The sequence below is a fragment of the Brevibacterium sp. CFH 10365 genome (genome assembly GCF_009299785.1).
Classification (GTDB): domain Bacteria; phylum Actinomycetota; class Actinomycetes; order Actinomycetales; family Brevibacteriaceae; genus Brevibacterium; species Brevibacterium limosum.
Genome location: NZ_VIGO01000003.1, coordinates 386,960 through 410,710 on the forward strand (window position 1 = coordinate 386,960; position 23,751 = coordinate 410,710).

Below are 23,751 nucleotides of genomic sequence, written 5' to 3' on the forward strand. Positions count from 1 at the left end.
CGGACGCTGCCGTTCGTGCAGCGCGGTGAACGGTTCGCAGAGGAGGCTGAAGTTTGATGTCCATACACCGATGGTGCTCGCCGGGAGCCCTCCGCAACCAGGTGGCCGACACGGGAGTCCCCAACGGGTAACTACTCAGTCACCACCAGGTCACCACTGGACCATCGCATCGAGTACTCGCTCGTGGCCGAAATCCCGCAGTTGCGGATACTCGCTTCCGGCTCAGGCCCGCATTCGACCTTCGGAATTCCGCATCGCCTCGGCGACCTGTTCTCTGCGCTCGACACCGAGTTTGCGGAACAGTCGATAGGTGTGACCCTCGACCGTGCGTACCCGCACCCCCAGTTCCGACGCGATCTCCGCATTCGATCGGCCTGCGACGATGAGTGCGCTGATCTGCTTCTCTCGTGCAGTCAGCTCCGCGAGCCGACCGCCCGAGCCGCGATTCTGAACTCCGTGAGAGCCGAATCGCTCAGCCAATGCCATGCACTTGCCGGCCAGGTCGGGCATCGACGGTCCGTATTCTTCCGCGAGAGCCGTCAGCGCTGCCCGATCAGCGTTCCGCAGAGCTGCGCCGAGGCGGCCGACGATATCGAACTCCCGCCCGGTTCCGTGCGTGGCCGCTTCGCACATCGCCTCCGGCGCGATCTCGTCGAAGTGCAGGAAGAGGTGCAGACGGATGAGCACGACGATCGCTGCGGCCCCATCGGCTTCGGCTTCTCTCAGCCTCCGTCGCAGCTCGTGCTCGTACCGGGGCTCTCCTGTTCGGATCGCTCGTGCGGTGGTTCGCAGCACGAGTGCCCGGCGGTATTCGTGGTAGGGAGCCGTGACGGGCAGCTCGTCGAAGCGGGCGTGCAGGTCATCGGCCTCAGCCGGGGTTCCGACACGTGAAACCGCATATTCGGCCTCGGCCAAGGCGATGGCGAGCTGAGTGCCCTGGTTCCAATAGGTGAGCGATTCGATCGCTGCACGGAGTGCCTTCATCGCCCCCGGGAGGTTGCCCTCAAGCAGGTGGGTCTGCGCCCACAGCAGATCGACCGGACCCGAACGGGCTGACAGATATGCGATGTCATGCGTCGGCAATGTTGTCATCAGCTCTTTCGCTTCGGCGATCCGTCCCAGCTGCAGCAATGTGCGTCCCCGCAGCATGATCAGGTGAAGCACCCCCGTGCTTTCGAAGTGGAATTCGGTCTGAGCGGATTCGAGGAGGGCGAGTGCTTCCAAGGTGCGGCCCGAGTCGAGCATGTCCGTTGCATGCAGCATGGTATCGAGGAGGTGGAAGTTGCCCGGCGCCGCAGTCTCGTGGGAGAGCCCGGCGAAGACATCGACGGTGAGCGGTCGGCCCTCAGCCACGACTGCAGCGACTCGATCGAGCAGCCTGAGTCCGAATTCTGCATCCACTCCCGCCCCGGGATGCCCATCACCATCGAGTTGAAGCCGTTCCAGAGCGGTGCGGAAATCCGCAAGCCGCAGAGCGGGAGACATCGTGCTGAAGGCCCGGTTCATCCAGACCACGAGGGAGTCGACGACGAGCTGAGCACAGCAGGCGGTGCGAACACCGTGGGCCACGAGGTCGAGGCCGAGCGGAATCTTATTGCATCCGCAATAGAGCAGAGCGACCGCGAGCAGGTCGTGCGGGCCCATCCGCTCCGTCGGGATCTCCGCGATCAGCCGCATGGCCCGATGCCAATCCCCGAGGCGGGCAGCGATCAGTGCCGCTTCGATGGTCCGTGACTCGCTGATCTCTGCCCCGCAGATCAGTCCCCATTCGGCCCTGACCATCTGTGCCCACTCCGAAGGCGCATCTCCACACGCATCGATGAAATCGAACCGCTCTCGGCTCCGACCGGTCGGCGTTGTGTACCTGATCGTGTCCGAGGTGTGGTTCTCCACCGCCTCGTAGATATGAGCTCTCCTCGGATCGGTCTTCAGCTCTCCGGCGGCCACGAGCTCGTCTGCGGCCTCTCCGAGTCCAGCCTCGAGCAGCGTCGCAAGCTCCACCTCTCCTGCGAGGACGACCAGTTCGAGGGCTTCTGCCTCTTTCGGCGAATGGTCGGCAAGACCGATCCGTGCATAGTCGCGGGCACGCGCATCGTAGTCGATGTCGAGTCCGTCGAGAATCCACACTCCTCGACGCATGAGGAAACGCGAACGCCTTCCGGTGTACTCGAGCAGTTCGATCAGCCTCCCGGGGTTGCGCCTCGAATGGAAGTCGACGATGTCGACCACGGCCTGGGACACGATATGGCCGAGGCGGTGTTCGATCATCGACCGATAGTCCTCGCGCGGCAGCGGGCCGAGAACGAGATGCTGGAGGACATGGTCTTCGACCAGGGCCGAGAACGGAATCAGCCCATCGTCGATGTTGGCGCGCGACATCGCGACGAGCCGGATCGATCCGACGCTGGCCAGGTCCGTCAGGATCTCCTGCGAACGGGAATCGAGCAGATGGGCATCATCGACGAACACCGCCCGCGGGGCTCGGGTCGAGGTGAGTCGGGACACGATACGCCCCAGGAGCGTGGACGGGTCTCCGTCGAGATCCACGAGCAGACCGAAGACGCCGAATTCGACGTTCTGATGGACCCGGTCTCCGCAGATCCAGATCGCGTCGCCCGCGTCTTCGAAGACCGTTCGCGCCAGGAGGGTCTTGCCGACGCCGATCTCGCCTTCGATAAGGATGCCCGAGCATTCCGAGCAGCGCAGAGTCTCATGGATCAGGTCGAGTTCGGCCGTGCGACCGAAGATCTTCGTCCCGGTCTGGGTGCTCGCGGCCGATGCAATGCTCACTTCCTCAGCCATTCCGCCACCACCTCTCGCAGCTCGTGCCGATTGACCACATGCGTCCGGCGGTAGAGACGACCGAGGTGCCATTCGACGGTTCTGGCCGACAGATGCAGCTCCTCTCCGATCTCTGCGCTCGTCCGGCCTTCGACGACGCCGGTGATGATCGAGTGCTCGAGTTCGCTCAGGCTCTCTGCGAATCGCTTCCCGTCGGCGTCGAAGTCGAGCACCCGTCGGCTCCTCCCCAGGAGTGCCCGGGCTTCTTTGGCGGCTGCGGCATCGCCTGCGCCGACAGCGCGCTTTCGGGCCTCGCCGGACAGCTGGGCACAGAGCACGACGGCGCCGAACAGAAGTGCCTCACGCGCCGCACCGATGAGGGCCTGCAGATCGTCTGTGCTGAAGGCATGAGCCATGGCACGCAGCAGGCGACCGAGTGCGCCATCGATTCTGCCTGCCGACGCGGACAAGCTGCAGATGGCCTGTTCATGCCCGAGTCGACCGGCTTCGAGCCACGCGAGGCAGGCAAGAGTGTGGGCGCCGTGGTCTTCGGCCCACGTTCCGAGATCATTCAGCTGAGGAGCCGCGGGCACCGGCGAAGCCTGCGCCAGTGCTTGAAGATCGAAGAGTCTGGCTTCGAATGAAGCCCACCACGAATGCCGGCTGGCTTCGGCCTCCTCGTCGACAGCGATTGAGATGACGTCGGTCCGCTGATGTGTCAGCACGGCAGAGAGACTCTGCGCCGATCTGGCCATTCCCGCTATATCGACGATGTCGGATGGGTCGGTGACGAGATTGAGTGCGCTGAGGGTGCGATGGGCATTCGCCACATTTCCGGTGCGCAGGTCGATGAGCGCGTTCGTCAATCTGGTCAGTCGCCGGCTGGAGGTCAGTTCGTCCATGGCGGTCCGCGCATCGGCCCAGTCTCCGGCGACGAAGTTCGCCACGAAGAACTGTGGAACGGCGTCTTCCCGTTCGAAAGATTCGGGCCCTGGAAGTTCGAACATCAGCCGGGCTTGGGCAATATAGCTCAGTCCCAGTTCGATCCGGCCGGCCAACACTTCGGCAACGCCGAGGAACGCACATGCCCGCAGGCGGTGGCGCACCAGACTGGCATGGTTGAGATAGACGCTTTCGGCCAGCGAGCAGGCAGCGGCGATCCGACCGCCTTTGAGTTCGAATCGGGCCCGCGTGGCGTCGAGCCGGCCGAGATCAGCAGGCGAGGCCAGCCGGTCACGGACCCATGCCAACTGCAGTCGTTCAGGGGCGCGCGGGTCCGTCAGCCGCAACTCCATCGAGGCGAGCCGAGACAGGTACTCCTCTGCCCCGGACCCTGGGTTCAGGCAGGCCTCGGAGACGAGCGGGTCGATGATCTCCCTGGCTTGTCGGAGTCGGCCGGCGCCCCATTCGCAACGGGAGAGTTCGAGGTCGAGCTCGGGCCCCCGGTAGCCGCTGGTGCGGATGATCTCCGCGGCTCCGAGGTACCTGCCACGTGAGTTTCCCCAGGTGGCGGCGTCCAGCACCTGCTTGGGAGTCGGCACCCGACCCAAGGAGATCGACCACGCTGCATAACCGAAGAGCGCCCTTCCGTGGAGAGCCGCATGGTCGACTCCGGTATCGAACCGGGTGAGCAGTTCGAGGCTGCGAGAGGGCGGGACCGCCGCGCGGACATTCTCGGCCGTGACTGGTTCATGCATGCTCACCTCTCCGCCTCTCCCCTTCGAAATCGCGAGGAGGCCATCCTCGGCCAGAGAATCGATGATCCGGGGACTGGTCAGTCCGACGAGCACGTCATAGGGCACTGCTTCGATGAGCGAGACGGTTTCGATGACCTCTCGGCTGGGCTGATCGGCACGGGCGATCGCGGTCTCGACTCCACCGGTCCGGCTGCGCCCGAAGAGCAGTCTCTCGAGCAGCCGCGGATTGCCATGGGCAAGAGCGCTCAGCTCTGAGACCGATCTCGTCTCTGCCTCCATGAGTCCGACGCTGTTGATCATCGCAATCGCATCGGCCTCGTCGATTCCGTCCAGATCGACCCTGACGACGCTTCCGGTCAGCCACAGCCCGGCGATGAGATCGACCGGGGGCCGCGCGGATTCGGCGGCGATGACGATCTTGATCCGACGCGCGTCCGTCAGCTGCGCCAGCACGGCCAGAGAATGATCGTCGACGAGATCAGCATTGTCGACGACGACGAGAGGGCGTCCTCCCGCTGATCTGCGCTCGAAGAGATCGCCGATCACCGACAGCGCTCGACCGGGCGGAAGGTCGGTGCCGAGGCCTTCGCGAGAGAGGAGTATTTCGAAGATTCCGAGATTTCGGACTCGAGCGCTGCCCGATCCGCGCAGGCGGGTGACCGACAGATCGACGTCGAGGCGCGAGAGTGCGGCGTTGACCAACGCGGTCTTCCCGACGCCCGCCGCGCCGACGATGAGCGCTCCCAGATGCTTCTCACCGGCGATCGCATCGACGACCGTCGACATCTCGGACCCATATCCGAAGAGTCGGCGCGACGGTGCGACCGGGGGGATGCGTGTAGTCCGACCTGACACGTCACTCAGCTTTCCGTACCCCTGGGGATGTTCTGCGGCGGGGAATGCGGAGCCCATCGGCACGGGGTTCACTCCGGATGCGCTCTCATTTCGGATTCAACAATGAAATTCCTGAGTTAGTCTTACCACTCGCGATAGGTGTAGTAATACATTTTTGAAACAAAGTTAGCCGATTGTGACATGAACATCCGATCGGACGGGGGCGCCTCGGCGAGGATCTCGGCCTTCACCCACTTGTGAGCCCGAACACCGGACCGTACCATTGGAATCAAGTTACTGAACGATCTATAAGGAGTTCGCATGGACACCCTACTGAATGCTGAAGAGCGCGATTTCGCGCAGCAGATGCGTCAGTTCTACCGCACGGAGATCCCCGAGGAGCTCCGCTTCAAGGTCGCCACCGGCCAGGAGCTGAGCAAGGACGACATGGTCACCTCGCAGCAGATACTGAACAAGCACGGCTACGCAGTTCCGAACTGGCCGGTCGAATGGGGCGGTCAGGACTGGACTCCGGTGCAGCGCCACATCTGGCTCGAAGAGATGCAGCTGGCCTGCGTCCCGCAGCCGCTGCCGTTCAACGTCTCCATGGTCGGACCCGTCATCGCGACCTTCGGTTCGCAGGAGATCAAGGAACGCTTCCTGCCCGCCACCGCGAACATCGACATCTGGTGGTCGCAGGGATTCTCCGAACCCAACGCCGGCTCCGACCTCGCTTCGCTCAAAACCACGGCAGTGCGACAGGGCGACAAGTACATCGTCAACGGTCAGAAGACCTGGACGACTCTGGGCCAGTACGGGGATTGGATCTTCAACCTCGTCCGCACTGATCCGGATGTGAAGAAGCAGGCCGGCATCTCCTTCCTGCTCATCGACATGAAGACCCCCGGCGTCACCGTCCGTCCGATCCAGCTCATCGACGGCGGCCACGAGGTCAACGAGGTCTTCTTCGACAATGTCGAGGTGCCCGTCGAAAACCTTGTCGGCGAAGAGAACAAGGGCTGGACCTACGCGAAGTTCCTCCTCGGCAACGAGCGCACCGGAATCGCCCGCATCGGCGGGTCGAAGGTCAACCTCGCCCGTGCCAAGGCCTATGCCGCGGTGACGAAGACCGCGCGCGGCACTCTGCTCGATGACCCCCTGTTCTCCGCTCGTCTGACGAAGATCGAAGCCGAACTCACCGCGCTCGAGATGACCCAGCTGCGGATCCTCTCGACCCAGGCCGCCGGGTCCGACAAGCCGGATCCGCGCTCCTCGGTGCTCAAGCTCAAGGGTTCCCAGCTGCAGGAAGACATCTCCGAACTCCTCGTCGACGTGCTCGGCCCGCAGGGTCTCGACTTCGTCTCCGACCGCGTGCAGGGCCAGGGTCTGTCCGACCTGCCCCACGGCGCCGTGGATGCCCTGCCCGCTTACTTCAACAACCGCAAGGTCACCATCTACGGCGGTTCGTCCGAGGTGCAGCGCGGAATCATCTCGAAGGCACTGCTCGGTCTCTGAGATACCGACGCTCACACGATCTCTGAAGAAGGACAACAATGGATCTTGAACTCAACGACATTCAGCAAGAACTCGCCAGCACCCTGAATAAGTACCTGCGCACCGAGTACGACACCGCCCAGCGCGAAGAGATCCTTCGCAGCGAAGAGGGCATCTCCCGTGAGAAGTGGCAGGCCTTCGCCGAGATGGGCCTGCTCGGTCTCGCGATCCCCGAGTCCTACGGCGGCGCGGATATGACCTTCAACGAGGTGGCCGTGGTCGCCGAGGCGTTCGGTCGTTCACTCGTGCTCGAACCGTTCCTGGCTACCGCAGTTCTCGGCGCCAACGCCGTCCTGCTCGGCGGCAGCGAGGAGCAGAAGCAGGCCATCCTGCCCGGTGTCGCAGAAGGCCGGACGTTCCTCGCCCTCGCCGCACTCGAGCCAGGACTGCGCTACGCCGTCGACGCTCCGCAGACTCAGGCTTCGGGAGCCGACGGCGGTTTCACCCTCACCGGTGAGAAGAACAACGTGCTCGGCGGAGACGTCGCCGACCACTTCATCGTCACCGCCACGCAGAACGGCGAACTGGGCCTCTACCTCGTCGCCGCCGATGCCCAGGGTCTGTCCCGCGTCGCTCAGCGTCAGGCCGATGGTCTGGGCAGCGCGAACCTCAAGCTCGACGGAGTCGCCGCTCAGCGTCTCGACGCCGCCCACGCCAACGCCGTCCTCTCCGAGGTCCTCGACCTGGGCAATGCCGCGATCATGGCTGAGGCCGTCGGTGCGCTCGAAGCCTCGCTGACGATGACCGCCGAGTACCTGAAGACCCGTGAACAGTTCGGTGCACCGATCGGAGCGAACCAGGCCCTGCAGCACCGCGCCGCAGACCTCTACGCCGAACTCGAGTACGCGCGCAGCATGGCCCTGTACTCACGCCTGGCCGTGACCTCCGAGGTCCCCGGCGCCGAGAAGGACCGCCACCGCGACGTCATCGCCGCGAAGATCATCGTCGACCGGGCTGCTCGCAACATCAGCCAGGAGTCGATCCAGATGCACGGCGGCATCGGCATGACCATGGAATACCCCATCGGTCACTACGCCAAGCGCCTGACGGTCATGACCCGCACCTTCGACGACGCGGATTCGCTGACCGCGGAGCTCGCCGAACTCGGCGGACTCATCGAACCCCGGGCCGCCGATCTGAACTGAGACTGCGTCCGCTGCAGCGCCGCAGACTCGGGATCGAGAGTGCGGCGCTGAGCCTCGGGCCACGCGAACGCCCACCGAGGCGGGCCGAACGCCCACTGAGACGGGCGAGAGCCTATGAACGACAAGCGCCGAGGCGGCACGATTCCGGTCGTACCGCCTCGGCGCTTTCGCATGCCTCCTCGGAGCCTGTCGCGCCCCCCTCGGCGCTTTCGCGTGCCTCCTCGGCGCTGCTCGTTCATCGGCTCTGCCGAGTCAGCAGCGATCAGCATCGTCTCTTCTGCACCAACTCCGTTTGTGGTCAGAGAACCGAGGCGAAAAGACGATTTCGGCGACGTCGCCTCGGTTCTCTGACCACAAACAAGCCGATCGGACCGGCAACAGATGTAGCGGCGGGGCACTCAGTTCACGGGCTGGCTGTACACGTGTCGGCGGATCCAAGAGTGCATGGTGATCGCGGCGGCTGCGGCGGCGTTCATCGACCGCGTCGAACCGTACTGCGCGATCGAGAGCACGTCCCGACTCGCCTGGTGCGCCTCTTCGCTCAGGCCCGGCCCTTCCTGACCGAACAGGAGCAGGCATCGCTTGGGCAGGTCGTAGGTCTCCAGCGGCACGGAGTCCGGGAAGTTGTCGATGCCCAGCAGCGGCACATCGTTCTCGGCACACCAGCTGAGCAGGTCGTCCACACTCGGATGGTGGATGACGTGCTGGTATCTGTCGGTGACCATCGCTCCGCGCCGGTTCCAGCGGCGTTTGCCGACGATGTGCACGGCCGCGGCGTTGAACGCATTGGCGGTGCGTACGACCGAACCGATGTTGAGGTCGTGCTGCCAGTTCTCGACACCGACGTGGAAGTCGTGCCGCGAAGCATCGAGGTCGGCCACGATAGCATCGTGCTTCCAGTAGCGATACTTGTCGACGACATTGCGTCGATCGCCCTCACTCAGCAGCTCCGGGTCGAAGTGCTCCGCCACAGGCCAGGGGTCGGTCCACGGACCGCCCCCCACCTGCGGTTCAGCGCTTTCGCTCACTTGTCGTCGCGGGACTCATCCGCCGACTTCGCGTCCTCTTCGTCTGTCGCTTCGGACTTCTCGTCGGACTTCTCGTCCTCTTCGTCTGTCGCGTCGGACTTCTCGTCGGACTTCTTCGCTGAGCCCTTCGCCGAGGCGACGGCGCCGACCTTCTGCGCGCGCTTGCTCATCTTCACGGTCTTGCCGCTGCGTCCGCCTCCGGCAAGCACGGAGCGCACATACGCGCCCGAGGCCAGAGCGTGGAGGATGACGGCGAGCACCAGGGCGATGCCGGCGGCGACGAGCCCCTCCCACCACTCGGTCTGACCGGCGAAGAAGCGTCCGGCGATGCCCAGCGGTGAGGTGAACGGCGTCCACGACAGCACCTTCGCTACGGTGCCCGAGGGACCGATGATGACCGGGGCGAAGAAACCTGCCACGGTGATGACGCCGATGATCGAGACGAACGTGGCGCGGGCCTTGGACCCGACGACGGTCGATGCCCAGACCAGCAGCGCGAACACAGACCAGGCGGTGAGCAGCAGGGTCAGAGCGAACCAGCCGAGGCCCGGCAGCATGGCGAACGCCAGCGATGTCTTGCCCGACAGCGAGAGTCCGAGCTCGGTGACGACGGCGGCCGCAACGAGGTGGACGACGACCAGGGACAGCATGCCCGTGATCCGGCCCGAGGCCGAGGCACGCGGCGGAATCGTGGCGGCGATGATCTCGGTGATTCGGTTGCGCTTCTCCAAGCGCAGATTCTGATACAGCGCAGTGCCCAGGGTGGCGACGACGAGGAGCGCCAGCGCGACCATTCCCCACAGCAGCGGGGTGGCCACGGCGCTGTCGACTGCCGGGGTCTCGAGCAGCGTCGCCTCGGTCTTCGGCGCGAGCTTCTCGAGCAGGGCGTCGGGCTGCTTGTCGAGAGCGATGATCGTCGGCTGACCCTGACCGCTCGGATCCTGGATGAATGCGGCGTCGACCTTGCCCTCACGCACGAGCTTCTCGGCTGCCTGCGCGTCCTCGGCATCGGTGATCTCCACACCCAGCTGCTGTTCGTACATCTGAGCCTGCTCGCCGACTCCGACCATCGCCATGGTCGGGGTGCCCGAATCCTTCTGCGCGCCGGCGACGATTCCGGAGATGATCGCAGCCAGCACACCGAGGATGATCACAGCGGAGGTGACCAGGAAGTACGGACTGCGCATGGCAGTGGTGCTCTCACGGTTCGACACGAGCCACGCGGCCTGGCGGTTGCCGACGTCGACGAACTCCGAGACCAGTCCGGTCTCCGGCAGCTCGTCGGGGTCGGGGGTGTCCTCGGCGAGTTCGAAGGGAACGTCATCGAGGCCGGCGGTGGCGCCGGAATCGTCCGATTCCTTCGCGTCGGGGTCTTTCGCAGCCGATTCCTTCGCCGCAGAGTCCTTCGCCGAGGCGGCCGCACCCTTGGTCCCACCAACGGTGGCATCGTCCGACTCGGCTTCGTCAGCGGTGGTCTCGTCTTCGATCACATCGTCATCACCCGGGAGGCCCAGGTCGTCGATGTCTTCACCGGCAGTGCCCTTCGAGACGAGCGGTTCCTGGGGCTCGTCATTCGCACCCTTGTCCTTGCGCGCCATTACAGAGCCTCCTTGTACTGCTCGGCCAGTGTCGGGCGGACACTTTCGAAGTTCTTCACACTCTTCAGCTCGGCCACGGCAGCGGCGGCTGTCTTCGCATCATCGGCGCGGAAGCTCACGCCTTCGCGACCGGCGGTCTTCACGTCGCTGATTCCCGTCCGGGATCTCAGCGCGGAGGCGGCCGCCTCGGTGTCGGTCGTCTCGACCCGGTAGCGCGGGTCACCGAGCAGCTTCTCGACGCTGCCGGAGACGGTCACCTTGCCTTGGCCCAGGACGATGACGTCGTCAGCGAAGGTCTGTGCGGCCTCCCAGTCGTCGGTGGCCAGAATGACGGGCACTCCCGATGACGCGTGGGCCCGCAGCAGAGACGTGACCAGTCGCAGCGAGGCCGCGTCGAGGCCGGCGAAGGCATCGTCGATGACGACGACGTCCGGATCGGCGGCCAGGGTCGCGGCGATGTCGACGCGTGCGACCTCGGCTCCAGAGAGGTTCTTCAGCGGAGCGTATCCGCGGTCGGCGAGCTCGAGGTGGCCCAACAGGGTCAGCGCATTCCGTTCGGCCGCGCCCAGGGTGATCCCGTGCAGGCGGGCGAGGTAGACGATCTGGTCGAGCACGCGCATGTTCGGGTATCCGCCGCGTTCGGCGGGCAGATAGCCGAAGTTCTGCCGGTCACCGAAGTCGAGTTCGAAGTCCTCGAGTTCGATGGTGCCCTCATCAGCGGCGATGAGGCCCATGATGATGCGCACCAGTTCGGTGCGGCCCGCCGAGCGGGTTCCCACGATTGCGGTGATCCGGCCCGCCTCGGCGGTGAAACTCACCTCGTCCAGATATGTCCGCTTCCCTTTGCGCAGGGAAACCTCTTTCAGTGTGAGCACGCGTCATCCTTTACATCAAACAGTTCTTGGGGAGTGTCTCATCTATCGTGTTGAAATAAGAGACTTGTTTCAAACCACGTCCTCGATTTCGACAGAATTGCCAGTCGAGTCCCAGGTCGTGATCGGTGAGCTGATCCTCGCCGAGGCGGCACTGTGCCGGCCCCACCTCGCCGAGGCGGGTCTCAGTCGAGTCCGAGATCCGCGGTCGTCAGCGCGATCAGGTACGGAATTCCCGCGGCTTCGACCCGCTCCTTGGCGCCGGTGTCACGGTCCATGACCACGGCCACGGCGACCACCTCGGCGCCGGCCTCCTTGAGCGCTTCGACGGCGGTGAGCACGGAACCGCCCGTCGTCGAGGTGTCCTCGACGGCGATGACGCGCTTGCCCTCGACGTCGGGTCCTTCGACCCGGCGGGACATGCCGTGCTTCTTCGCCTCCTTGCGCACGACGAAGGAGTCGAGCGGTGTGCCGCGCACCACCGACCGGTGCATGACCGCTGTGCCGACCGGGTCGGCACCCATGGTCAGGCCGCCGACGGCGTTGACCTTGTCGAGCAGATCATGAGCCTCGAGGAGGTCGAGGACGACATCGCCGACGAGCGGTGCCGAGCGGTGGTCGAGGGTGACCCGACGCAGATCGAGGTAGTAGTCGGCCTCCTTGCCGGAGGAGAGGGTCACTCTGCCGCGCACCACGGCGAGATCGTCGATGAGGTCGAGCAGTTGTCGGCGAGTGTCAGCGCTGTCGGTCATGGTCTCCAGTCTACGGGGCAGTCGGCCTGCGACCGTTCAGCACCGTCTCAGTGACCGGGCGCACTTCTGTGCGACCGGCTGAAATCGTGCGTGAGGATCCGGTTGGTCCTGCGTCCGTATAGATGTCATAAAGAATCAACGAGGCTTGGCGCTGACTGTGGGCTTCGGTTGTACAGTGGCAACAGCACCGTGCAACCCAGCCGGTCAACTGTCTCAGAAGGGACGTGAGCAACATGGGTTTCATCGCATATCTCATCCTCGGACTCATCGCCGGAGCGATCGCCAAGGCGATCCTGCCCGGCAAACAGGGCGGCGGCATCTTCGCCACCCTCATCCTCGGCGTCATCGGTGCCATGCTCGGCGGCTGGCTCGGCGGCGCGATCTTCGGTGCGGAGATGAATTCGTTCTTCTCGCTGTCGTCCTGGCTGTGCGCAATCGGCGGTTCGCTGATAGTGCTCATCGTCTGGGGCCTCATCACCGGACGGTCGAAGAGCAAGACCGCCTGACCCCCCGCTCCTCCGGGAGAGCCGGTTCGCGGCACGGCCGATTCGCGGCACAGCCCGTTCGCGGCACAGCCCGTTCGCGGCACAGCCCGTTCGCGGCACAGCCCGCTACGGCACAGCCCGCTACGGCACAGCCCGCTACGGCACAGCCCGCTACGGCACAGAAAAAGGCGAATAGCCCAGTTTCAAACTTGGGCTATTCGCCTTTTTCTGTGCCGAAAGCATGTCGGCCCGCACCAGTCACGGCTGAAGCGGGTTTGTGGTACACCCTTCTCTGAAGTGCACAGTTTCCTCAGTGGGCAATTCAGAGCAAGGTGTACCGAAAAAGGTGTACCGAAGGTGGAATCCCCTGTTTTCGGGTGGCTGCCCGCCGGCGGACCGGGCTCAGCGCCTGCGGCTGACGACGCGGATGTCGATGTCGATGTCCCCTACGGCACCGTCGACCGCGGCTCGCAGGTCGACGGCAATGACGGCGAAGAGCTCATCGACGATCTCGGTCACGGGTCGACTGTCGTCGAGGTGCACATCGACACGGACGCTGAAGTCCTCGTCTGCTCGCCATACCTCGACCCGCAGCGGCTCGGACCCGGATCGGCGCATCACTCGTGCGGCCGCGCTGGCGACCATGTCGCGCAGCCCCGGTGCCAGACCGGTGACGCCGTCGACTCCGGTGACGGAATCGGTCAGACGGGCCGAGACCTCCGCCTCATCGAATCCGCGTGAGGTATCGTTTTCAGCCATCGGTTTCTCAGCGATCGGTTTCTCAGCCATCGGCGGCCTCCTCGGCGACGAATACGTCCTCGACGGTGATGTCGATCCGCATCGCGGGGATCCCCAGCTGAGCGGTCAGGGCTCCGGCGACGCTGCGGCGGACCTCCTCGGCGGCGGGAACAGAAGCCGTCCCCGCACGAATCGCCACGGTCAGGGTGATGTCGACGGCGCTGCCCTCGGGATCGCCGGTCGGGGTCGCGGTGACGCTGCGGGCGCGGATTCCGGGCACCGCGTCGACGGCGTCGCGGACGATTTCGCGCACCTCGGCCGTCGTGATCCGGAAAGGATTTCCGCGTTCGGTCGTCAGCTTCGTGGCCGGCGCCAGAGCCGCGTCCTCGCGCACGATCTGGAAGATGCGCTCGCGCAGGCCGACGGACTCCCCGGGGTCGGGTTCGAAGGCCCCCATGTATTCGTCGATGATGCCGCGCAGGTGGGCGTCCGTGGCGCTGACGGACTCGTCGCTCATACCCATCCTTCCATGCCCTCGGCGATGGCAGTCCGGGCGCGGTGGATGCGTCCGCGCACGCTGCCTTCACTGATTCCCAAGGTCTCGGCGACCTCGGCGTAGCTGAGACCTTCCATCCGATGGAGCACCCACGTTACACGCTGCTCCGATGACAGAGTCTGCAGAATCTCGGAGAAATGCTCGAGTGCCGTGCGCGCTTCGACGGACCGTTCGACCGAGGCGGCGCCGTCGACATGATGACCCAGATCCTCTGGGTCCGAAGCGTCGGCGGGCCTGGATGTGCGGCGGCGCAGCACATCGGTGCAGCGGTTCGAGGCCATCCGGTAGATCCACGTGCCGAAGGCCGCGGGTTCGGCCAGGGCATCCAGCGACTTCCACGCCTGGACGAGTGTGTCCTGAACGACGTCCTCGGCATCCTGTCGATCCCCGAGCGTACGCCAGGCGAAACGCAGCAGCTTCCGCTCGTATTCGTCGACGAGAGCCTCGAAGGAGGCGATGTCGCCCTCACGAGCGCGCACGACCAGGGTGACGATGTCGATACGATCATCTCCCCTTGTCATATCCACATCGTAGGCCACGGAGAAAAAATTCTGCGAAATCCGCGTGAGGATTCCTGCGAGGCTGCGTCTGTACCGATGTCAGCAGCTCTGAAAGCAACGACGAAAAGGAAGAGGCAATGCCAGAAGCAAAGCAGTCACCGTCGAATCAGACCCCGGTCGAAGACACCGTGCGCAGTCCGCTCGTCACCGAGATGGGCACCACCACGATCGCCGAGAACGTCGTCGCCAAGCTCACCGGAATCGCCGCTCGCGAGGTTCCCGGCGTCTACGGAATGGGCACTGCCGCACGCCGCGCCTTCGATACGCTCACCGACCGCATCCCCGGTTCGCAGACCAACGTCTCCGGCGGAGTGTCCGTGGAGAAGGGTGAGAAGCAGACCGCCATCGACCTCACCATCGTCGTCGAATACGGCACCTCCATCGTCGAGGTCGCCGAGGCGATCCGCCGCAACGTCATCCGCGCCGTCGAACAGGGCACCGGACTCCAGGTCGTCGAGGTCAACATCGACGTCACCGACGTCCACCTGCCCGAGGACGACGAAGAGGCCCCGGCCAAGGATTCGCCGGAACTCAACTGACCCTCATCCGCAGCACCACCTCGGCAGAAGGAATGCCATGTCGAAAACTCTCATCGGACTCCTCGTCGGCCTGACGCTGGGAATCGTCGCCTACTTCGGCGGCTTCCTCGCGTTCCTCGTCGTCGCCATCTGCGGCGGACTCGGTCTGGTCGTCGGCCTCGTCCTCGACGGGCGCCTCGACCTCTCCGCGCTGAGCTCGCGCTCGACGACGCGGAGGTAGCGCCGTGGCCCCCACACTCGACGACGCTCCCGCGCGCCGAGGCGGCCTGACGATCGCGGACAAGGTCGTGGAGCGCACCGCCGGGCAGGTCCTCAAAGACCTGCCCGGTGTCGGCGGCACGAGCTCGGGCCTCTTCGGAATCGGGGCGAGCTCCGGCCTGGACACCCGCCCGTCCGTGGATGTCACCCTGTCCGGACGCAGCTGCACGCTCGCCGTCCGGCTCGGCCTGGCCTATCCCACCCCCATCGCCGAGGCGACCGAACGACTGCGCACAACCCTGAGCGCCGAAGTCGAACGTCTCACCGGTGTCACCGTCCGTCAGGTCGACATCAGCGTGCGGTGGCTCGCCCCGGATTCCGCCGGTGCGAATCGAGGAAGGAATCGCCTGCAATGAGCACACGCCTGCTGCGCAACCGGCCCTCTCGCATCGGGCCGGCCACGCTCTCAGCGATCGTGCTGCTGGCCTTGGCCGTGGCACTCGGCTGGGCCGGCATCGCCGCTTTCGTCGCCACCGGATCCGTCGTCGCTCCACTGACCGGGACCTCCGGCACCTCCGCCGCCGAGGCGGCCGGGAACCTGCACTGGAACTCGGCCCTCGTCATCGCCGTGGGGGTGGTCCTCGCTCTGCTCGGACTCATCTCCCTCATCCTCGGCCTCTCCCCCGGAGCTCGCCGGATCCTGGGTGTGAGGGCCGACGGCTCCGAACACATCGGTGACTTCGAGGTCGCCATGCCCACCTCGGCGCTGTCGCAGATCGCGGCCGCTGCCGCCGACGGGGTCGATGGCGTCAGCGGGGTCAAGGCATCGTCGAACGCGAAGTCGACGATCGTGACGTTCTCGACCCCGATCCGTGACTTCGAGCCGATCCGCGCCGAGGTCGAGGCCGCTGTCAAGGACCGTTTCGCCGCGATCTCGTTCGACCGCACCCCCGCGGTGAAGGTCCAAGCCAGAAGGAGCCAGTCATGAGACGCACGGCTGCCGCCGCGAACCGCACGGGGCTGATCATCCTCGGCCTCATCGCCGTGGCTCTCGGGCTGACGTTGCTCGCCATCGGCTTCGGTCTCACCGCTTCGATCGACCCTGCCCTGGAGGCGGGTGCCGATCTCGTTCCGGCCGCCTCGGTGCTCGCACTGCCCTACTCGGCGCTCATCGCCGTACTCGCAGCACTCGTCCTCGCCGTCATCGGACTGCGCTGGCTGAGTGCGCAGGTGCCGCGGAAGGACTTCGCGAAGCCCTTCCGGATGCAGGCCGACGCCAGGACGGGACTGACGACGGTCAATGCGGAAGTCATCGCCGAGGCGGTCGCCGCCGACCTCGAATCCGCCGATGGGGTCTCCGCTGCCCAGGTGATTCTGCGAGGCACCGCGCGCCGCCCTGAGCTGCTCATCCACGTCGATGCCGATGAGAGGGCTGACATCGATGCGATCATCGCCGATGCCGCACAGCGTGCCGTGGGCAATGCGTCCCTGGCACTCGGCGCCCCGCTGAGAGCGGTGGCACTCGAGATCGGCATCGCCCGCGCCCGCTCGCGCCGCCAGCGCACCGTCAACGTCCAATAGCCCGCACATCAGCGGGTCGAAAGTTCATACGTGCTGAATCAGATCACTGCGCACACACTTCTGACCCGCGGATGCGAATACCGGCTGTGAATGACAAGAACCCCGGGGCGCGTAATCGCGACATCCCGGGGTCCTCGCAGCACTCCCCTCGAGTACCCGGACGCATCCCCATACGTCCGTTATGTCCACCCGATCCCCACCGGGCGAACATCATAATTTGACCACACTTTCGTGTCGCTTGTAAAGAATCTCACGCACCGTCTTGAATCCCGTCAGGCTCTATAGCACAGAAGTGATCAGAATAAAACCCCTGGTCACAGCCTCAAACCCAGGTAGTTCAAACCTCAACTCAGTTTTGCCGAGCATGCGAGAAACTGCATATAGGTCACATTCTGCAGCCGGCGTCTGACCCGCAGGTCACTGTCCGCGGGTGCGGGCGAAGGAGAACCCGCGCGACCCCCAACGCATGAGCGGACGCGGCACCACGGGAGCTACGAGTGCGGCCAAGCGGTACCCCCACCCCGGCACCGAGACGACCTTTCCCGCACGCGCATCACGCAGCGACTCCCGCACCACCTGATCGACGTCGAGCCAGATCAGACCGGGTCCGGGACGCTCCATGCCGAGGCGGCTGTGGAATTCCGTTCGGATGAAACCGGGCAGAACGGCCGTGACCGTCACCGGCCCGTTCCTGAGCTCGCCGGCGAGGGCCTCGGTGAACACCAGCGTCGAGGCCTTCGACGCTGCGTACTGTCCCATCGTCGTCACCGCCGCCAGCGAGGAGACATTGACGATTCCGCCGCGGCCGCGGGCATGCATGCCTCGAGCGGCAGCCAGCGACAGCTCCCTCACCGCCGCGGTGAGCACCCGATCCTGATCGTTGAGTTCGGCGGCACTGGTGCCCAACAGGGTGCCGCGCAGACCATAGCCGGCATTGTTGATGAGCACATCGATCGGCTGCGCCGCGATGATCTCGACGACGGCGTCGATGCCGCCACGGGTCGACAGATCGGCCACGGCCACCTCGGCGAGGATGTGCTGCGTGGCCCTCAGCTGCTCGGCCAGCTCCTCCAACCGGGCTTCCCGGCGGGCGACCAGGACGAGGTCGTAGCCCTCGGCGGCCAGGGTGCGGGCATAGCCGCTCCCCAGGCCGGAGCTCGCCCCGGTGATGAGGGCACGCGGCCGCCGGCTCATACCGCTCCGCGGCCTCTGCGCACGGTCAGGGACTGCACCGCGGTGCCGACGGGGCCGCCGGCGTCGCTGAGCACGCTCGTCGTCTGTCCCAGGCCGGTCGGCCCGAAGGCGACTCGGGTGTCGAAGCCGATCCACCCGGTGATGGGAACGCGGTTGAGGTGGATGGAGAGGTCGACGTTCGGGAAGAAGGTCGTCTTCGGGTCCTCGCGGACGGCCAGGCCGTTGGCGGTGTCGACGTATTTGACGAAGGCGGCGGTCGGCGGGTCGGTCTCGCCGTCGACGAGCGGGTAGGGGCTGCGCAGCCAGGACTGCGCGTAACCGGGATGGGCGTCCGCCCCCTGACGGCCCTCGAGCGAGGCGATGTAGCCGCCGCCCCAACGATTGGTGAACGGGATCTCGGGCATCTCGGACAGGGGCGGCAGCGCGGTCCATTCGTCGCCGGCGACCTCTTCGGTGTCCGAGGCCTGCAGCCGCCACACCCGCGCGGTCACGCTCGTGCGCTCGCCGTGGCGCATATGCGCTTCGACGAGTTCGATGGTGCGACCGGGACGGACGACGTCGACGTCGATGGTGAACTCACCGGAGTGGATGACGCCGAGGACGTCGAAGGTCACCCGGGAGATGAGCTTGTCGCTGGGCAGGCGACGTTCGATCTCGGCGAGCACCATCCCCGCGGCAGGAGCCAGGTGCTGCTCGCCGGGCTGCCAGGCACCCTGGCTGTGCAGAGTCGAGTGGAGGCGATCCTCGGACAGACGCACATAGTAGGAGTCCGGGTAGGCGGCACCGTCGTGGCCGAGGTGTTCATTGGGAGCTTGAGGCATGATCCCAGCCTATCGAGCCCTCACCGATCAGTTCGGCGCAGGGGCCGTGCGCGCACCCTCCCTGAGTGCCTTCGGCATATTCCCGCCGAGGCGGCCCACCCGAGCCGTCGACACCCCGCTTTCACCTCCGGCGCGGACGGCTTAGGGTGGGAGGGTGAGAATCGCTACGTGGAATGTGAACTCGATCCGCGCCCGCCACGACCGCATCGGGGCCTGGCTGGATCGTTCGGATGTCGATGTCCTGGCCATCCAGGAACTCAAGTGCAAGGACTCGCAGTTTCCCGAGGAGCTGTTCACCAAGCGCGGCTACGAGGTCAGCTATCACGGCCTCAACCAGTGGAACGGCGTGGCCATCGCCTCGCGCGTCGGACTGGCCGATACCGAGATCGGGTTCAAGGACATCCCTGCCTTCGGTTCGGAAGAACCCGTCGTCGAAGCCCGGTCGCTGTCGGCGACCTGCAACGACGTGCGCGTCTATTCGCTCTACGTGCCCAACGGCCGCGAACTCGACCACCCGCACTACGGCTACAAGCTGGACTGGTTCAAGGCGCTGACGGCCGATATCGCCGCCCAGCTGAGCGCCGAACCGGAGAAGAAGCTCGTCCTCTGCGGTGACTTCAACGTCGCCCCGCTCGACGAGGACGTCTGGGACATGGCCGAATTCGACGGCGCCACCCACGTCTCCGATGCCGAACGCGCCGCTTTCGATGATCTCCTCGGCGCGGGCCTGAGCGAAGTCACCCGCCAGTTCACTCCCGGACCCGGCGTCTTCACCTTCTGGGACTACCAGAAGCTGCGGTTCCCGAAGAAGCAGGGCATGCGCATCGACTTCCAGCTCGCCTCGCAGGCGCTGGCGCAGACCGCGACCGCCGGCGAGATCGACCGTGAGGAGCGCAAGGGCAAAGGCGCGTCCGATCACGCTCCCGTCATCGTCGATTACGACCTCTGAGGCACTTTCGTCTCACCTTTCGGCACCCCGGCGCAACTTCAGCGTCGAAGCCATAGACATCTCCCCTCTCTTCTGGTGAAGTTGAATCAGGAGCTAGGAAGGTGACGAGGATGTCAGCAACTGTCCGCGAATTGGTCGACGAAGCCTACGACCGGCGTGAGTCCACCTGGAGAGCCGCCCTCGAGACGGTCAATGACTGGGTCGAGTCCGTCCGCGCTCCATCCGCACTGCTCTCCGGGGATCGAGTGCGCGTCGTCGACGGTCGGATCAAGGACCGGCTGCGCACGGGCGAGAAGCTGCGCCGCAAGCTCGCCGATGCCAACGACGAGATTCACGAATCCGTCGAGGTCGAGAACCAGGTCATCGATGTCGTCGGCGCCCGCGTCATCTGCCGCACCGAACGCGAACAGTCGGCCCTGTGGGACCTGCTCACCGAGGTGAGTGACGATACGAACCTCTCCATCGCCGAGGTGCGCGACTATTCCGCGACCCCGAAACCGTCGGGATACCGCGGCCGCCACCTCGTCGTCGAGGTTCCCTTCGACTCCGAGCCCTCCGTCCTCGTCGAACTCCAGCTGCGCACGATCATGCAGGACGCGTGGTGCGTCCTGGCCGAGGAGCACCTGTTCAAACCCGGCCAGGCACTGAAGTCCGACTCGCAGCAGGAACGGCTGTCGGTCATCCTCGCCGGGCTCATGGCGCAGGCCGATTCCGTGGCCGGCTATATCGCCGATGACGTGGGCGCCTATTTGGGTCTGGGCAATTCCGCTCAGCCCCGTGCCTTCGCCGAGGCGGACGAACCGACCGATCCGGCCATCGAGGTCACGATCCGCGAACTCAACCACTCCTATGTACTCGCCGCCGACGAGGTGGGACGCCACGGCATCATCCGTCTGGAGACGCTCGGGCTGACCCCCGACAATCCGGAACGCTCGGCTTTCCCCCATCCGGGCGACAAGCTGCAGGTGCGGATGGACGAGTCGAACACCACTCGCTACTTCATTCCCGTCGGCAGGGAGAGTTAGACGTATGTGGGTTCGTCGGGCCCCGAGCTCGGCTCACGCGCAACACCGAACCCCACAGTCGCACACGCCTGCGGACCCGTCAGCCCGGTCTCCGCTCCACCGACTAGACTTGCGTCCCATGGGAAAGAAGTCGAAGCGCTCCAAGGAAGAACTCATCGCCAAACGCCTCGCCAGGGCACAGGCCACGGCATTCGTCGCCCGTCCGTTCGCGGACCTGCCGTTCGAATCCGACCTCATCTGCCTGCGCGAACTCGTGCCCGCGGCCACCGCGACCGCGAAGCTGACCGACGAATACGGCGGCCACGAGGTGACCATCACCTCCCTGCTGCCTGCCGCATGGCAGGCCTGGCGCCGCGACGACGGTGAGATCCTGGCCGGAATGCAGGTGCCCGTATCCTCGACCGACGCCTCCCGCGACGTCGCCCGCGGCCTGCTGGCCGCCGTCGACGCCGAACCCGGCACCTCCATCGAGGCGACGACCGAGCCCGGTGAAGGCCCGCGCCTGCAGGACATCCTCGACACCTCTCACCCGTTCGACGTCCGCGTGCTCGAGAACTTCGACTACTGGGCCCTGCCCGAAGCCGAGTCCGATGCCGACGTCGCCGCCGCCCTTCAGCAGGCCAACGACTCCGTGGCCCCGACCGAGAAGCTCGCCTCCGTCGACTCCGCCTACTGGACCGAAATGTCCGGCCGCACCTACGTCCGCTGGGCCCGACCCGAAGGTGAAGACCGCGTCGTCGATGCGATGGCCCGCCTGCAGGCCGAGAGTGCCAACGACCTCGGCGGAATCGGCACCTTCCTCGGCTACTTCCGCGCCCACGGCATCATCGTCCCCGTCTGGGAACTCGAGTTCGGCACCCAGGTCGACGACGTCGAAGAGCCCATCGCCGCGTTCGGAAGACGACTGGACGAGGCGCTGAACACGACCGAGCCGATGAGCACCGAGGCCCGCCGCGTCCGCTCCGGCATCGTGTCCCGCCAGCTGACCATCCACTGATATCCGTCACCACCCCATCGCCGAGGCGGGACCCGGAAACGGTGCCCCGCCTCGGTGCCGGTGACGGACAGGAGAACCCCCATGAGCGCACAGCCGCACCCCGCCCCCGAGGCGGTCGCCGCCATCGTCCCCGCGATGAACGAATCCCAGCGGATCGCTGCCACCGTCACGGCGGCCAAGCAGATCCCCGGGGTCGACATGGTCCTCGTCGTCGACGACGGATCTGCTGATGACACGGGGACCCTGGCTCGCCGGGCCGGCGCCGAGGTGATCACCCACCCGAAGAACAAGGGCAAGGCAGCGGCCATGATGACCGGGGCATTCGCTCTGCGCAATCGGGAGATCTCCGACGCCGACCCGGGCGTCGACCCGCACCACCGAGCGCTGCTGTTCATCGACGGCGACCTCGAGGACTCCGCAGCGGGCACCGCTCCCCTGGCCGCACCCGTGCTCGCCGGGAAAGCCGATATGACGATCGCTATCCTGCCCGCGCAGAAGCGCAAGGGCGGGGGCTTCGGCTTCGTCGTGGGACTGGCGAAGAAGGGCATCGCCGAGCTCTCCGGCTTCGAAGCCACCCAGCCCCTGTCGGGCATGCGCTGTCTGTCCCGTGAAGCCTTCGACGCGGCCCTGCCCTTCGCCGCCGGCTGGGGTGTCGAAGCAGCCATGACCATCGACGTCGTCAACGCCGGGCTGCGCGTGGAAGAGGTCGAATGCGACCTCCACCACCGGGTCACCGGTCGTGACCTGAAAGCGCAGCTGCACCGTGCCGCCCAGTACCGCGACGTCGCCCGTGCGATCCTCGTCCGCCGCCTGCGCGCGAAGCGAAGCGACGGGGCACACGCCGGGCCCGCCGATTCTGCGCAGAACCCCTCCGATGACCACAAGGAGACCGGCCAGTGAGCCTGAACCGTTTCGCATACCTCGGCCCCGAGGCCACCTTCACCGAGGCGGCGCTGCTGAGCTTCCTCGACTCCCGCAACCTGCGCGCCGACGCCTCGACGCACCCGATGCGCAATGCGCCCTCGGCACTCGATGCGGTGCTCGAGGGCGACTGCGATGCCGCGGTCGTGCCGATCGAGAACTCCCTCGAAGGCGGAGTGCCCGCCACGATCGATGCGCTGACCGAAAACGGACGCCTGCAGATCATCGCCGAGGTGGTCGTGCCCGTCCGCTTCGTCCTCGCCGTGAAGCCGGGCACCACCAGGGAAGAGATCTCCTCCTTCGGTTCGCACCCGCACGGTGAGGCGCAGGTGCGGACATTCATGAACGAGAACTTTCCCGAAGCCGTCTATCTGCCGACCTCCTCGACCGCTGCGGCCGCCCGAGATCTGGCCAACGACGCCGGTGACCATATGGCCGCGGTCTGCCCGGCCCTGGCCGCACAGCGCTACGGGCTCGAGATCGTCGCCGAGGACATCGGCGACCGCCTGGATGCCGTCACCCGATTCGTCGTCGTCACCCGCCCTGGCCCCCTGCCCACACCGACCGGTGCGGACAAGACGACCATCGTCGCGGCCCTGCGTTCGGACCGCGCGGGTTCGCTGCTCGAACTGCTCGAACAGTTCTCCAGCCGCGGAGTCAATATGTCCCGCATCGAATCGCGGCCGACCGGAGACGGACTGGGCCTCTACCAGTTCTCGATCGACCTGCTCGGACACATCCACGAGGCCCGGATGGCCGAAGCTCTGCAGGGCGTGCATCGGGCGGCGCTCAAGCTGCACTTCCTCGGCAGCTACCCGAGCTCGGACGGAGCCGTGGTGCCGATCGACCCGACGACGTCCGATGAGTCCTTCGCCGCAGCCGCCGACTGGCTGGAGTCCACGCTGCGCGGCTGACTATCTCCCTCA

The 23,751-nt window shown here is 65.8% G+C and carries 24 protein-coding genes and 1 pseudogene; 13 read left to right on the forward strand and 12 right to left on the reverse strand.

The window, feature by feature from the left end; genetic code table 11:
• Nucleotides 1-222 precede the first annotated feature (222 nt).
• The 3 genes and pseudogenes from FHG09_RS07825 to FHG09_RS20365 all read right to left on the reverse strand — a co-directional run.
• The gene (locus FHG09_RS07825) at nt 223-2,802 is read right to left on the reverse strand and encodes a helix-turn-helix transcriptional regulator (protein WP_193627316.1); all 2,580 of its coding nucleotides are present in this window, start codon (nt 2,800-2,802) and stop codon (nt 223-225) included.
• Entirely contained in the window at nt 2,787-3,536 is a 750-nt protein-coding gene (locus FHG09_RS20360; protein WP_413773146.1) for a helix-turn-helix transcriptional regulator, read from the reverse strand. The genes FHG09_RS07825 and FHG09_RS20360 overlap by 16 nt, the downstream gene beginning before the upstream one ends.
• A 1,359-nt stretch (nt 3,537-4,895) precedes the next feature.
• A pseudogene (locus FHG09_RS20365) lies at nt 4,896-5,390 on the reverse strand (AAA family ATPase); the annotation flags it as partial.
• A 243-nt stretch (nt 5,391-5,633) separates the two neighbouring features.
• Here FHG09_RS20365 and FHG09_RS07835 point away from each other — a divergent pair.
• Entirely contained in the window at nt 5,634-6,827 is a 1,194-nt protein-coding gene (locus FHG09_RS07835) for an acyl-CoA dehydrogenase family protein (protein ID WP_152347080.1), read from the forward strand.
• A 38-nt stretch (nt 6,828-6,865) separates the two neighbouring features.
• On the forward strand, nt 6,866-8,011 hold the full coding sequence (locus tag FHG09_RS07840) for an acyl-CoA dehydrogenase family protein (RefSeq protein ID WP_152347081.1): 1,146 nt from the start codon (nt 6,866-6,868) through the stop codon (nt 8,009-8,011).
• A gap of 398 nt (nt 8,012-8,409) precedes the next feature.
• On the opposite strand, the gene FHG09_RS07845 is transcribed toward FHG09_RS07840, so the two are convergent.
• From FHG09_RS07845 to pyrE, 4 genes are all read right to left on the reverse strand, one after another.
• Entirely contained in the window at nt 8,410-9,039 is a 630-nt protein-coding gene (locus FHG09_RS07845) for a TrmH family RNA methyltransferase (RefSeq protein ID WP_152347082.1), read from the reverse strand.
• Nucleotides 9,036-10,637: an ABC transporter permease gene (locus tag FHG09_RS07850; protein ID WP_152347083.1), complete on the reverse strand. Its 1,602-nt coding sequence runs from the start codon at nt 10,635-10,637 to the stop codon at nt 9,036-9,038. Before FHG09_RS07850 ends, FHG09_RS07845 begins: the two co-directional genes overlap by 4 nt.
• A complete protein-coding gene (locus FHG09_RS07855; RefSeq protein ID WP_152347084.1) occupies nt 10,637-11,512 on the reverse strand; it encodes an ABC transporter ATP-binding protein in 876 nt (291 codons plus the stop codon). Before FHG09_RS07855 ends, FHG09_RS07850 begins: the two co-directional genes overlap by 1 nt.
• Nucleotides 11,513-11,694: 182 nt before the next feature.
• Nucleotides 11,695-12,261: an orotate phosphoribosyltransferase gene (gene pyrE / locus FHG09_RS07860; RefSeq protein ID WP_152347085.1), complete on the reverse strand. Its 567-nt coding sequence runs from the start codon at nt 12,259-12,261 to the stop codon at nt 11,695-11,697.
• A gap of 233 nt (nt 12,262-12,494) precedes the next feature.
• Between pyrE and FHG09_RS07865 the strand changes: the two genes are divergently transcribed.
• Nucleotides 12,495-12,767, forward strand: coding sequence for a GlsB/YeaQ/YmgE family stress response membrane protein (locus tag FHG09_RS07865; RefSeq protein ID WP_152347086.1), 273 nt, complete (start codon nt 12,495-12,497; stop codon nt 12,765-12,767).
• Nucleotides 12,768-13,148: 381 nt separating this feature from the next.
• Here the strand turns inward: FHG09_RS07865 and FHG09_RS07875 are convergent, their stop codons facing one another.
• The 3 genes from FHG09_RS07875 to FHG09_RS07885 are packed head-to-tail and all read right to left on the reverse strand — an operon-like array spanning nt 13,149 to nt 14,561.
• A complete protein-coding gene (locus FHG09_RS07875) occupies nt 13,149-13,535 on the reverse strand; it encodes a hypothetical protein (RefSeq protein WP_152347088.1) in 387 nt (128 codons plus the stop codon).
• Nucleotides 13,528-14,001, reverse strand: a complete 474-nt coding sequence (locus FHG09_RS07880) for a hypothetical protein (RefSeq protein ID WP_227492626.1) — start codon at nt 13,999-14,001, stop codon at nt 13,528-13,530. Before FHG09_RS07880 ends, FHG09_RS07875 begins: the two co-directional genes overlap by 8 nt.
• Nucleotides 13,998-14,561 (reverse strand): RNA polymerase sigma factor, encoded by a 564-nt coding sequence (locus tag FHG09_RS07885; protein ID WP_152347090.1) that lies wholly within the window; start codon nt 14,559-14,561, stop codon nt 13,998-14,000. The genes FHG09_RS07880 and FHG09_RS07885 overlap by 4 nt, the downstream gene beginning before the upstream one ends.
• A gap of 116 nt (nt 14,562-14,677) precedes the next feature.
• Between FHG09_RS07885 and FHG09_RS07890 the strand changes: the two genes are divergently transcribed.
• Genes FHG09_RS07890 through FHG09_RS07910 form a run of 5 tightly spaced genes read left to right on the forward strand, consistent with a single transcriptional unit; the run spans nt 14,678 to nt 16,918 of the window.
• Nucleotides 14,678-15,139, forward strand: coding sequence for an Asp23/Gls24 family envelope stress response protein (locus FHG09_RS07890; RefSeq protein WP_152347091.1), 462 nt, complete (start codon nt 14,678-14,680; stop codon nt 15,137-15,139).
• Between the two features lie 37 nt (nt 15,140-15,176).
• Nucleotides 15,177-15,359 carry a hypothetical protein gene (locus FHG09_RS07895; protein ID WP_062862592.1) on the forward strand — a complete coding sequence of 61 codons (183 nt, stop codon included), beginning with the start codon at nt 15,177-15,179 and terminating at the stop codon, nt 15,357-15,359.
• Nucleotides 15,360-15,363: 4 nt separating this feature from the next.
• The gene (locus tag FHG09_RS07900) at nt 15,364-15,753 is read left to right on the forward strand and encodes an Asp23/Gls24 family envelope stress response protein (protein WP_152347092.1); all 390 of its coding nucleotides are present in this window, start codon (nt 15,364-15,366) and stop codon (nt 15,751-15,753) included.
• On the forward strand, nt 15,750-16,325 hold the full coding sequence (locus FHG09_RS07905; protein ID WP_152347093.1) for a DUF6286 domain-containing protein: 576 nt from the start codon (nt 15,750-15,752) through the stop codon (nt 16,323-16,325). Before FHG09_RS07900 ends, FHG09_RS07905 begins: the two co-directional genes overlap by 4 nt.
• A complete protein-coding gene (locus FHG09_RS07910) occupies nt 16,322-16,918 on the forward strand; it encodes an alkaline shock response membrane anchor protein AmaP (protein WP_152347094.1) in 597 nt (198 codons plus the stop codon). Before FHG09_RS07905 ends, FHG09_RS07910 begins: the two co-directional genes overlap by 4 nt.
• A 417-nt stretch (nt 16,919-17,335) precedes the next feature.
• On the opposite strand, the gene FHG09_RS07915 is transcribed toward FHG09_RS07910, so the two are convergent.
• Nucleotides 17,336-18,112: an SDR family NAD(P)-dependent oxidoreductase gene (locus FHG09_RS07915; protein ID WP_152347095.1), complete on the reverse strand. Its 777-nt coding sequence runs from the start codon at nt 18,110-18,112 to the stop codon at nt 17,336-17,338.
• A complete protein-coding gene (locus FHG09_RS07920) occupies nt 18,109-18,933 on the reverse strand; it encodes a thioesterase family protein (RefSeq protein WP_152347096.1) in 825 nt (274 codons plus the stop codon). The genes FHG09_RS07915 and FHG09_RS07920 overlap by 4 nt, the downstream gene beginning before the upstream one ends.
• Nucleotides 18,934-19,087: 154 nt before the next feature.
• Between FHG09_RS07920 and FHG09_RS07925 the strand changes: the two genes are divergently transcribed.
• From FHG09_RS07925 to pheA, 5 genes are all read left to right on the forward strand, one after another.
• Nucleotides 19,088-19,882 (forward strand): exodeoxyribonuclease III, encoded by a 795-nt coding sequence (locus FHG09_RS07925; protein WP_152347097.1) that lies wholly within the window; start codon nt 19,088-19,090, stop codon nt 19,880-19,882.
• A gap of 110 nt (nt 19,883-19,992) precedes the next feature.
• Entirely contained in the window at nt 19,993-20,907 is a 915-nt protein-coding gene (locus FHG09_RS07930; RefSeq protein ID WP_152347098.1) for a GTP pyrophosphokinase family protein, read from the forward strand.
• 118 nt (nt 20,908-21,025) lie between these two features.
• Nucleotides 21,026-21,904, forward strand: a complete 879-nt coding sequence (locus tag FHG09_RS07935) for a DUF5926 family protein (RefSeq protein ID WP_152347099.1) — start codon at nt 21,026-21,028, stop codon at nt 21,902-21,904.
• 81 nt (nt 21,905-21,985) lie between these two features.
• Nucleotides 21,986-22,804 carry a glycosyltransferase family 2 protein gene (locus FHG09_RS07940; protein ID WP_152347100.1) on the forward strand — a complete coding sequence of 273 codons (819 nt, stop codon included), beginning with the start codon at nt 21,986-21,988 and terminating at the stop codon, nt 22,802-22,804.
• Nucleotides 22,801-23,739 carry a prephenate dehydratase gene (gene pheA / locus FHG09_RS07945; protein ID WP_152347101.1) on the forward strand — a complete coding sequence of 313 codons (939 nt, stop codon included), beginning with the start codon at nt 22,801-22,803 and terminating at the stop codon, nt 23,737-23,739. The genes FHG09_RS07940 and pheA overlap by 4 nt, the downstream gene beginning before the upstream one ends.
• Nucleotides 23,740-23,751 lie beyond the last annotated feature (12 nt).

Coding starts and splice junctions, on each gene's coding strand:
- FHG09_RS07920 (WP_152347096.1), bottom strand. CDS start 18,933: ATGCCTCAAGCTCCCAATGAACACCTCGGCCACGACGGTGCCGCCTAC.
- FHG09_RS07875 (WP_152347088.1), bottom strand. CDS start 13,535: ATGGCTGAGAAACCGATCGCTGAGAAACCGATGGCTGAAAACGATACC.
- pyrE (WP_152347085.1), bottom strand. CDS start 12,261: ATGACCGACAGCGCTGACACTCGCCGACAACTGCTCGACCTCATCGAC.
- FHG09_RS07930 (WP_152347098.1), top strand. CDS start 19,993: ATGTCAGCAACTGTCCGCGAATTGGTCGACGAAGCCTACGACCGGCGT.
- FHG09_RS07880 (WP_227492626.1), bottom strand. CDS start 14,001: ATGAGCGACGAGTCCGTCAGCGCCACGGACGCCCACCTGCGCGGCATC.
- FHG09_RS07905 (WP_152347093.1), top strand. CDS start 15,750: ATGAGCACACGCCTGCTGCGCAACCGGCCCTCTCGCATCGGGCCGGCC.
- FHG09_RS07915 (WP_152347095.1), bottom strand. CDS start 18,112: ATGAGCCGGCGGCCGCGTGCCCTCATCACCGGGGCGAGCTCCGGCCTG.
- FHG09_RS07885 (WP_152347090.1), bottom strand. CDS start 14,561: ATGACAAGGGGAGATGATCGTATCGACATCGTCACCCTGGTCGTGCGC.
- FHG09_RS07910 (WP_152347094.1), top strand. CDS start 16,322: ATGAGACGCACGGCTGCCGCCGCGAACCGCACGGGGCTGATCATCCTC.
- FHG09_RS20360 (WP_413773146.1), bottom strand. CDS start 3,536: ATGGCCAGATCGGCGCAGAGTCTCTCTGCCGTGCTGACACATCAGCGG.
- FHG09_RS07840 (WP_152347081.1), top strand. CDS start 6,866: ATGGATCTTGAACTCAACGACATTCAGCAAGAACTCGCCAGCACCCTG.
- FHG09_RS07835 (WP_152347080.1), top strand. CDS start 5,634: ATGGACACCCTACTGAATGCTGAAGAGCGCGATTTCGCGCAGCAGATG.
- FHG09_RS07935 (WP_152347099.1), top strand. CDS start 21,026: ATGGGAAAGAAGTCGAAGCGCTCCAAGGAAGAACTCATCGCCAAACGC.
- FHG09_RS07825 (WP_193627316.1), bottom strand. CDS start 2,802: ATGGCTGAGGAAGTGAGCATTGCATCGGCCGCGAGCACCCAGACCGGG.
- FHG09_RS07895 (WP_062862592.1), top strand. CDS start 15,177: ATGTCGAAAACTCTCATCGGACTCCTCGTCGGCCTGACGCTGGGAATC.
- FHG09_RS07940 (WP_152347100.1), top strand. CDS start 21,986: ATGAGCGCACAGCCGCACCCCGCCCCCGAGGCGGTCGCCGCCATCGTC.
- FHG09_RS07890 (WP_152347091.1), top strand. CDS start 14,678: ATGCCAGAAGCAAAGCAGTCACCGTCGAATCAGACCCCGGTCGAAGAC.
- FHG09_RS07865 (WP_152347086.1), top strand. CDS start 12,495: ATGGGTTTCATCGCATATCTCATCCTCGGACTCATCGCCGGAGCGATC.
- FHG09_RS07850 (WP_152347083.1), bottom strand. CDS start 10,637: ATGGCGCGCAAGGACAAGGGTGCGAATGACGAGCCCCAGGAACCGCTC.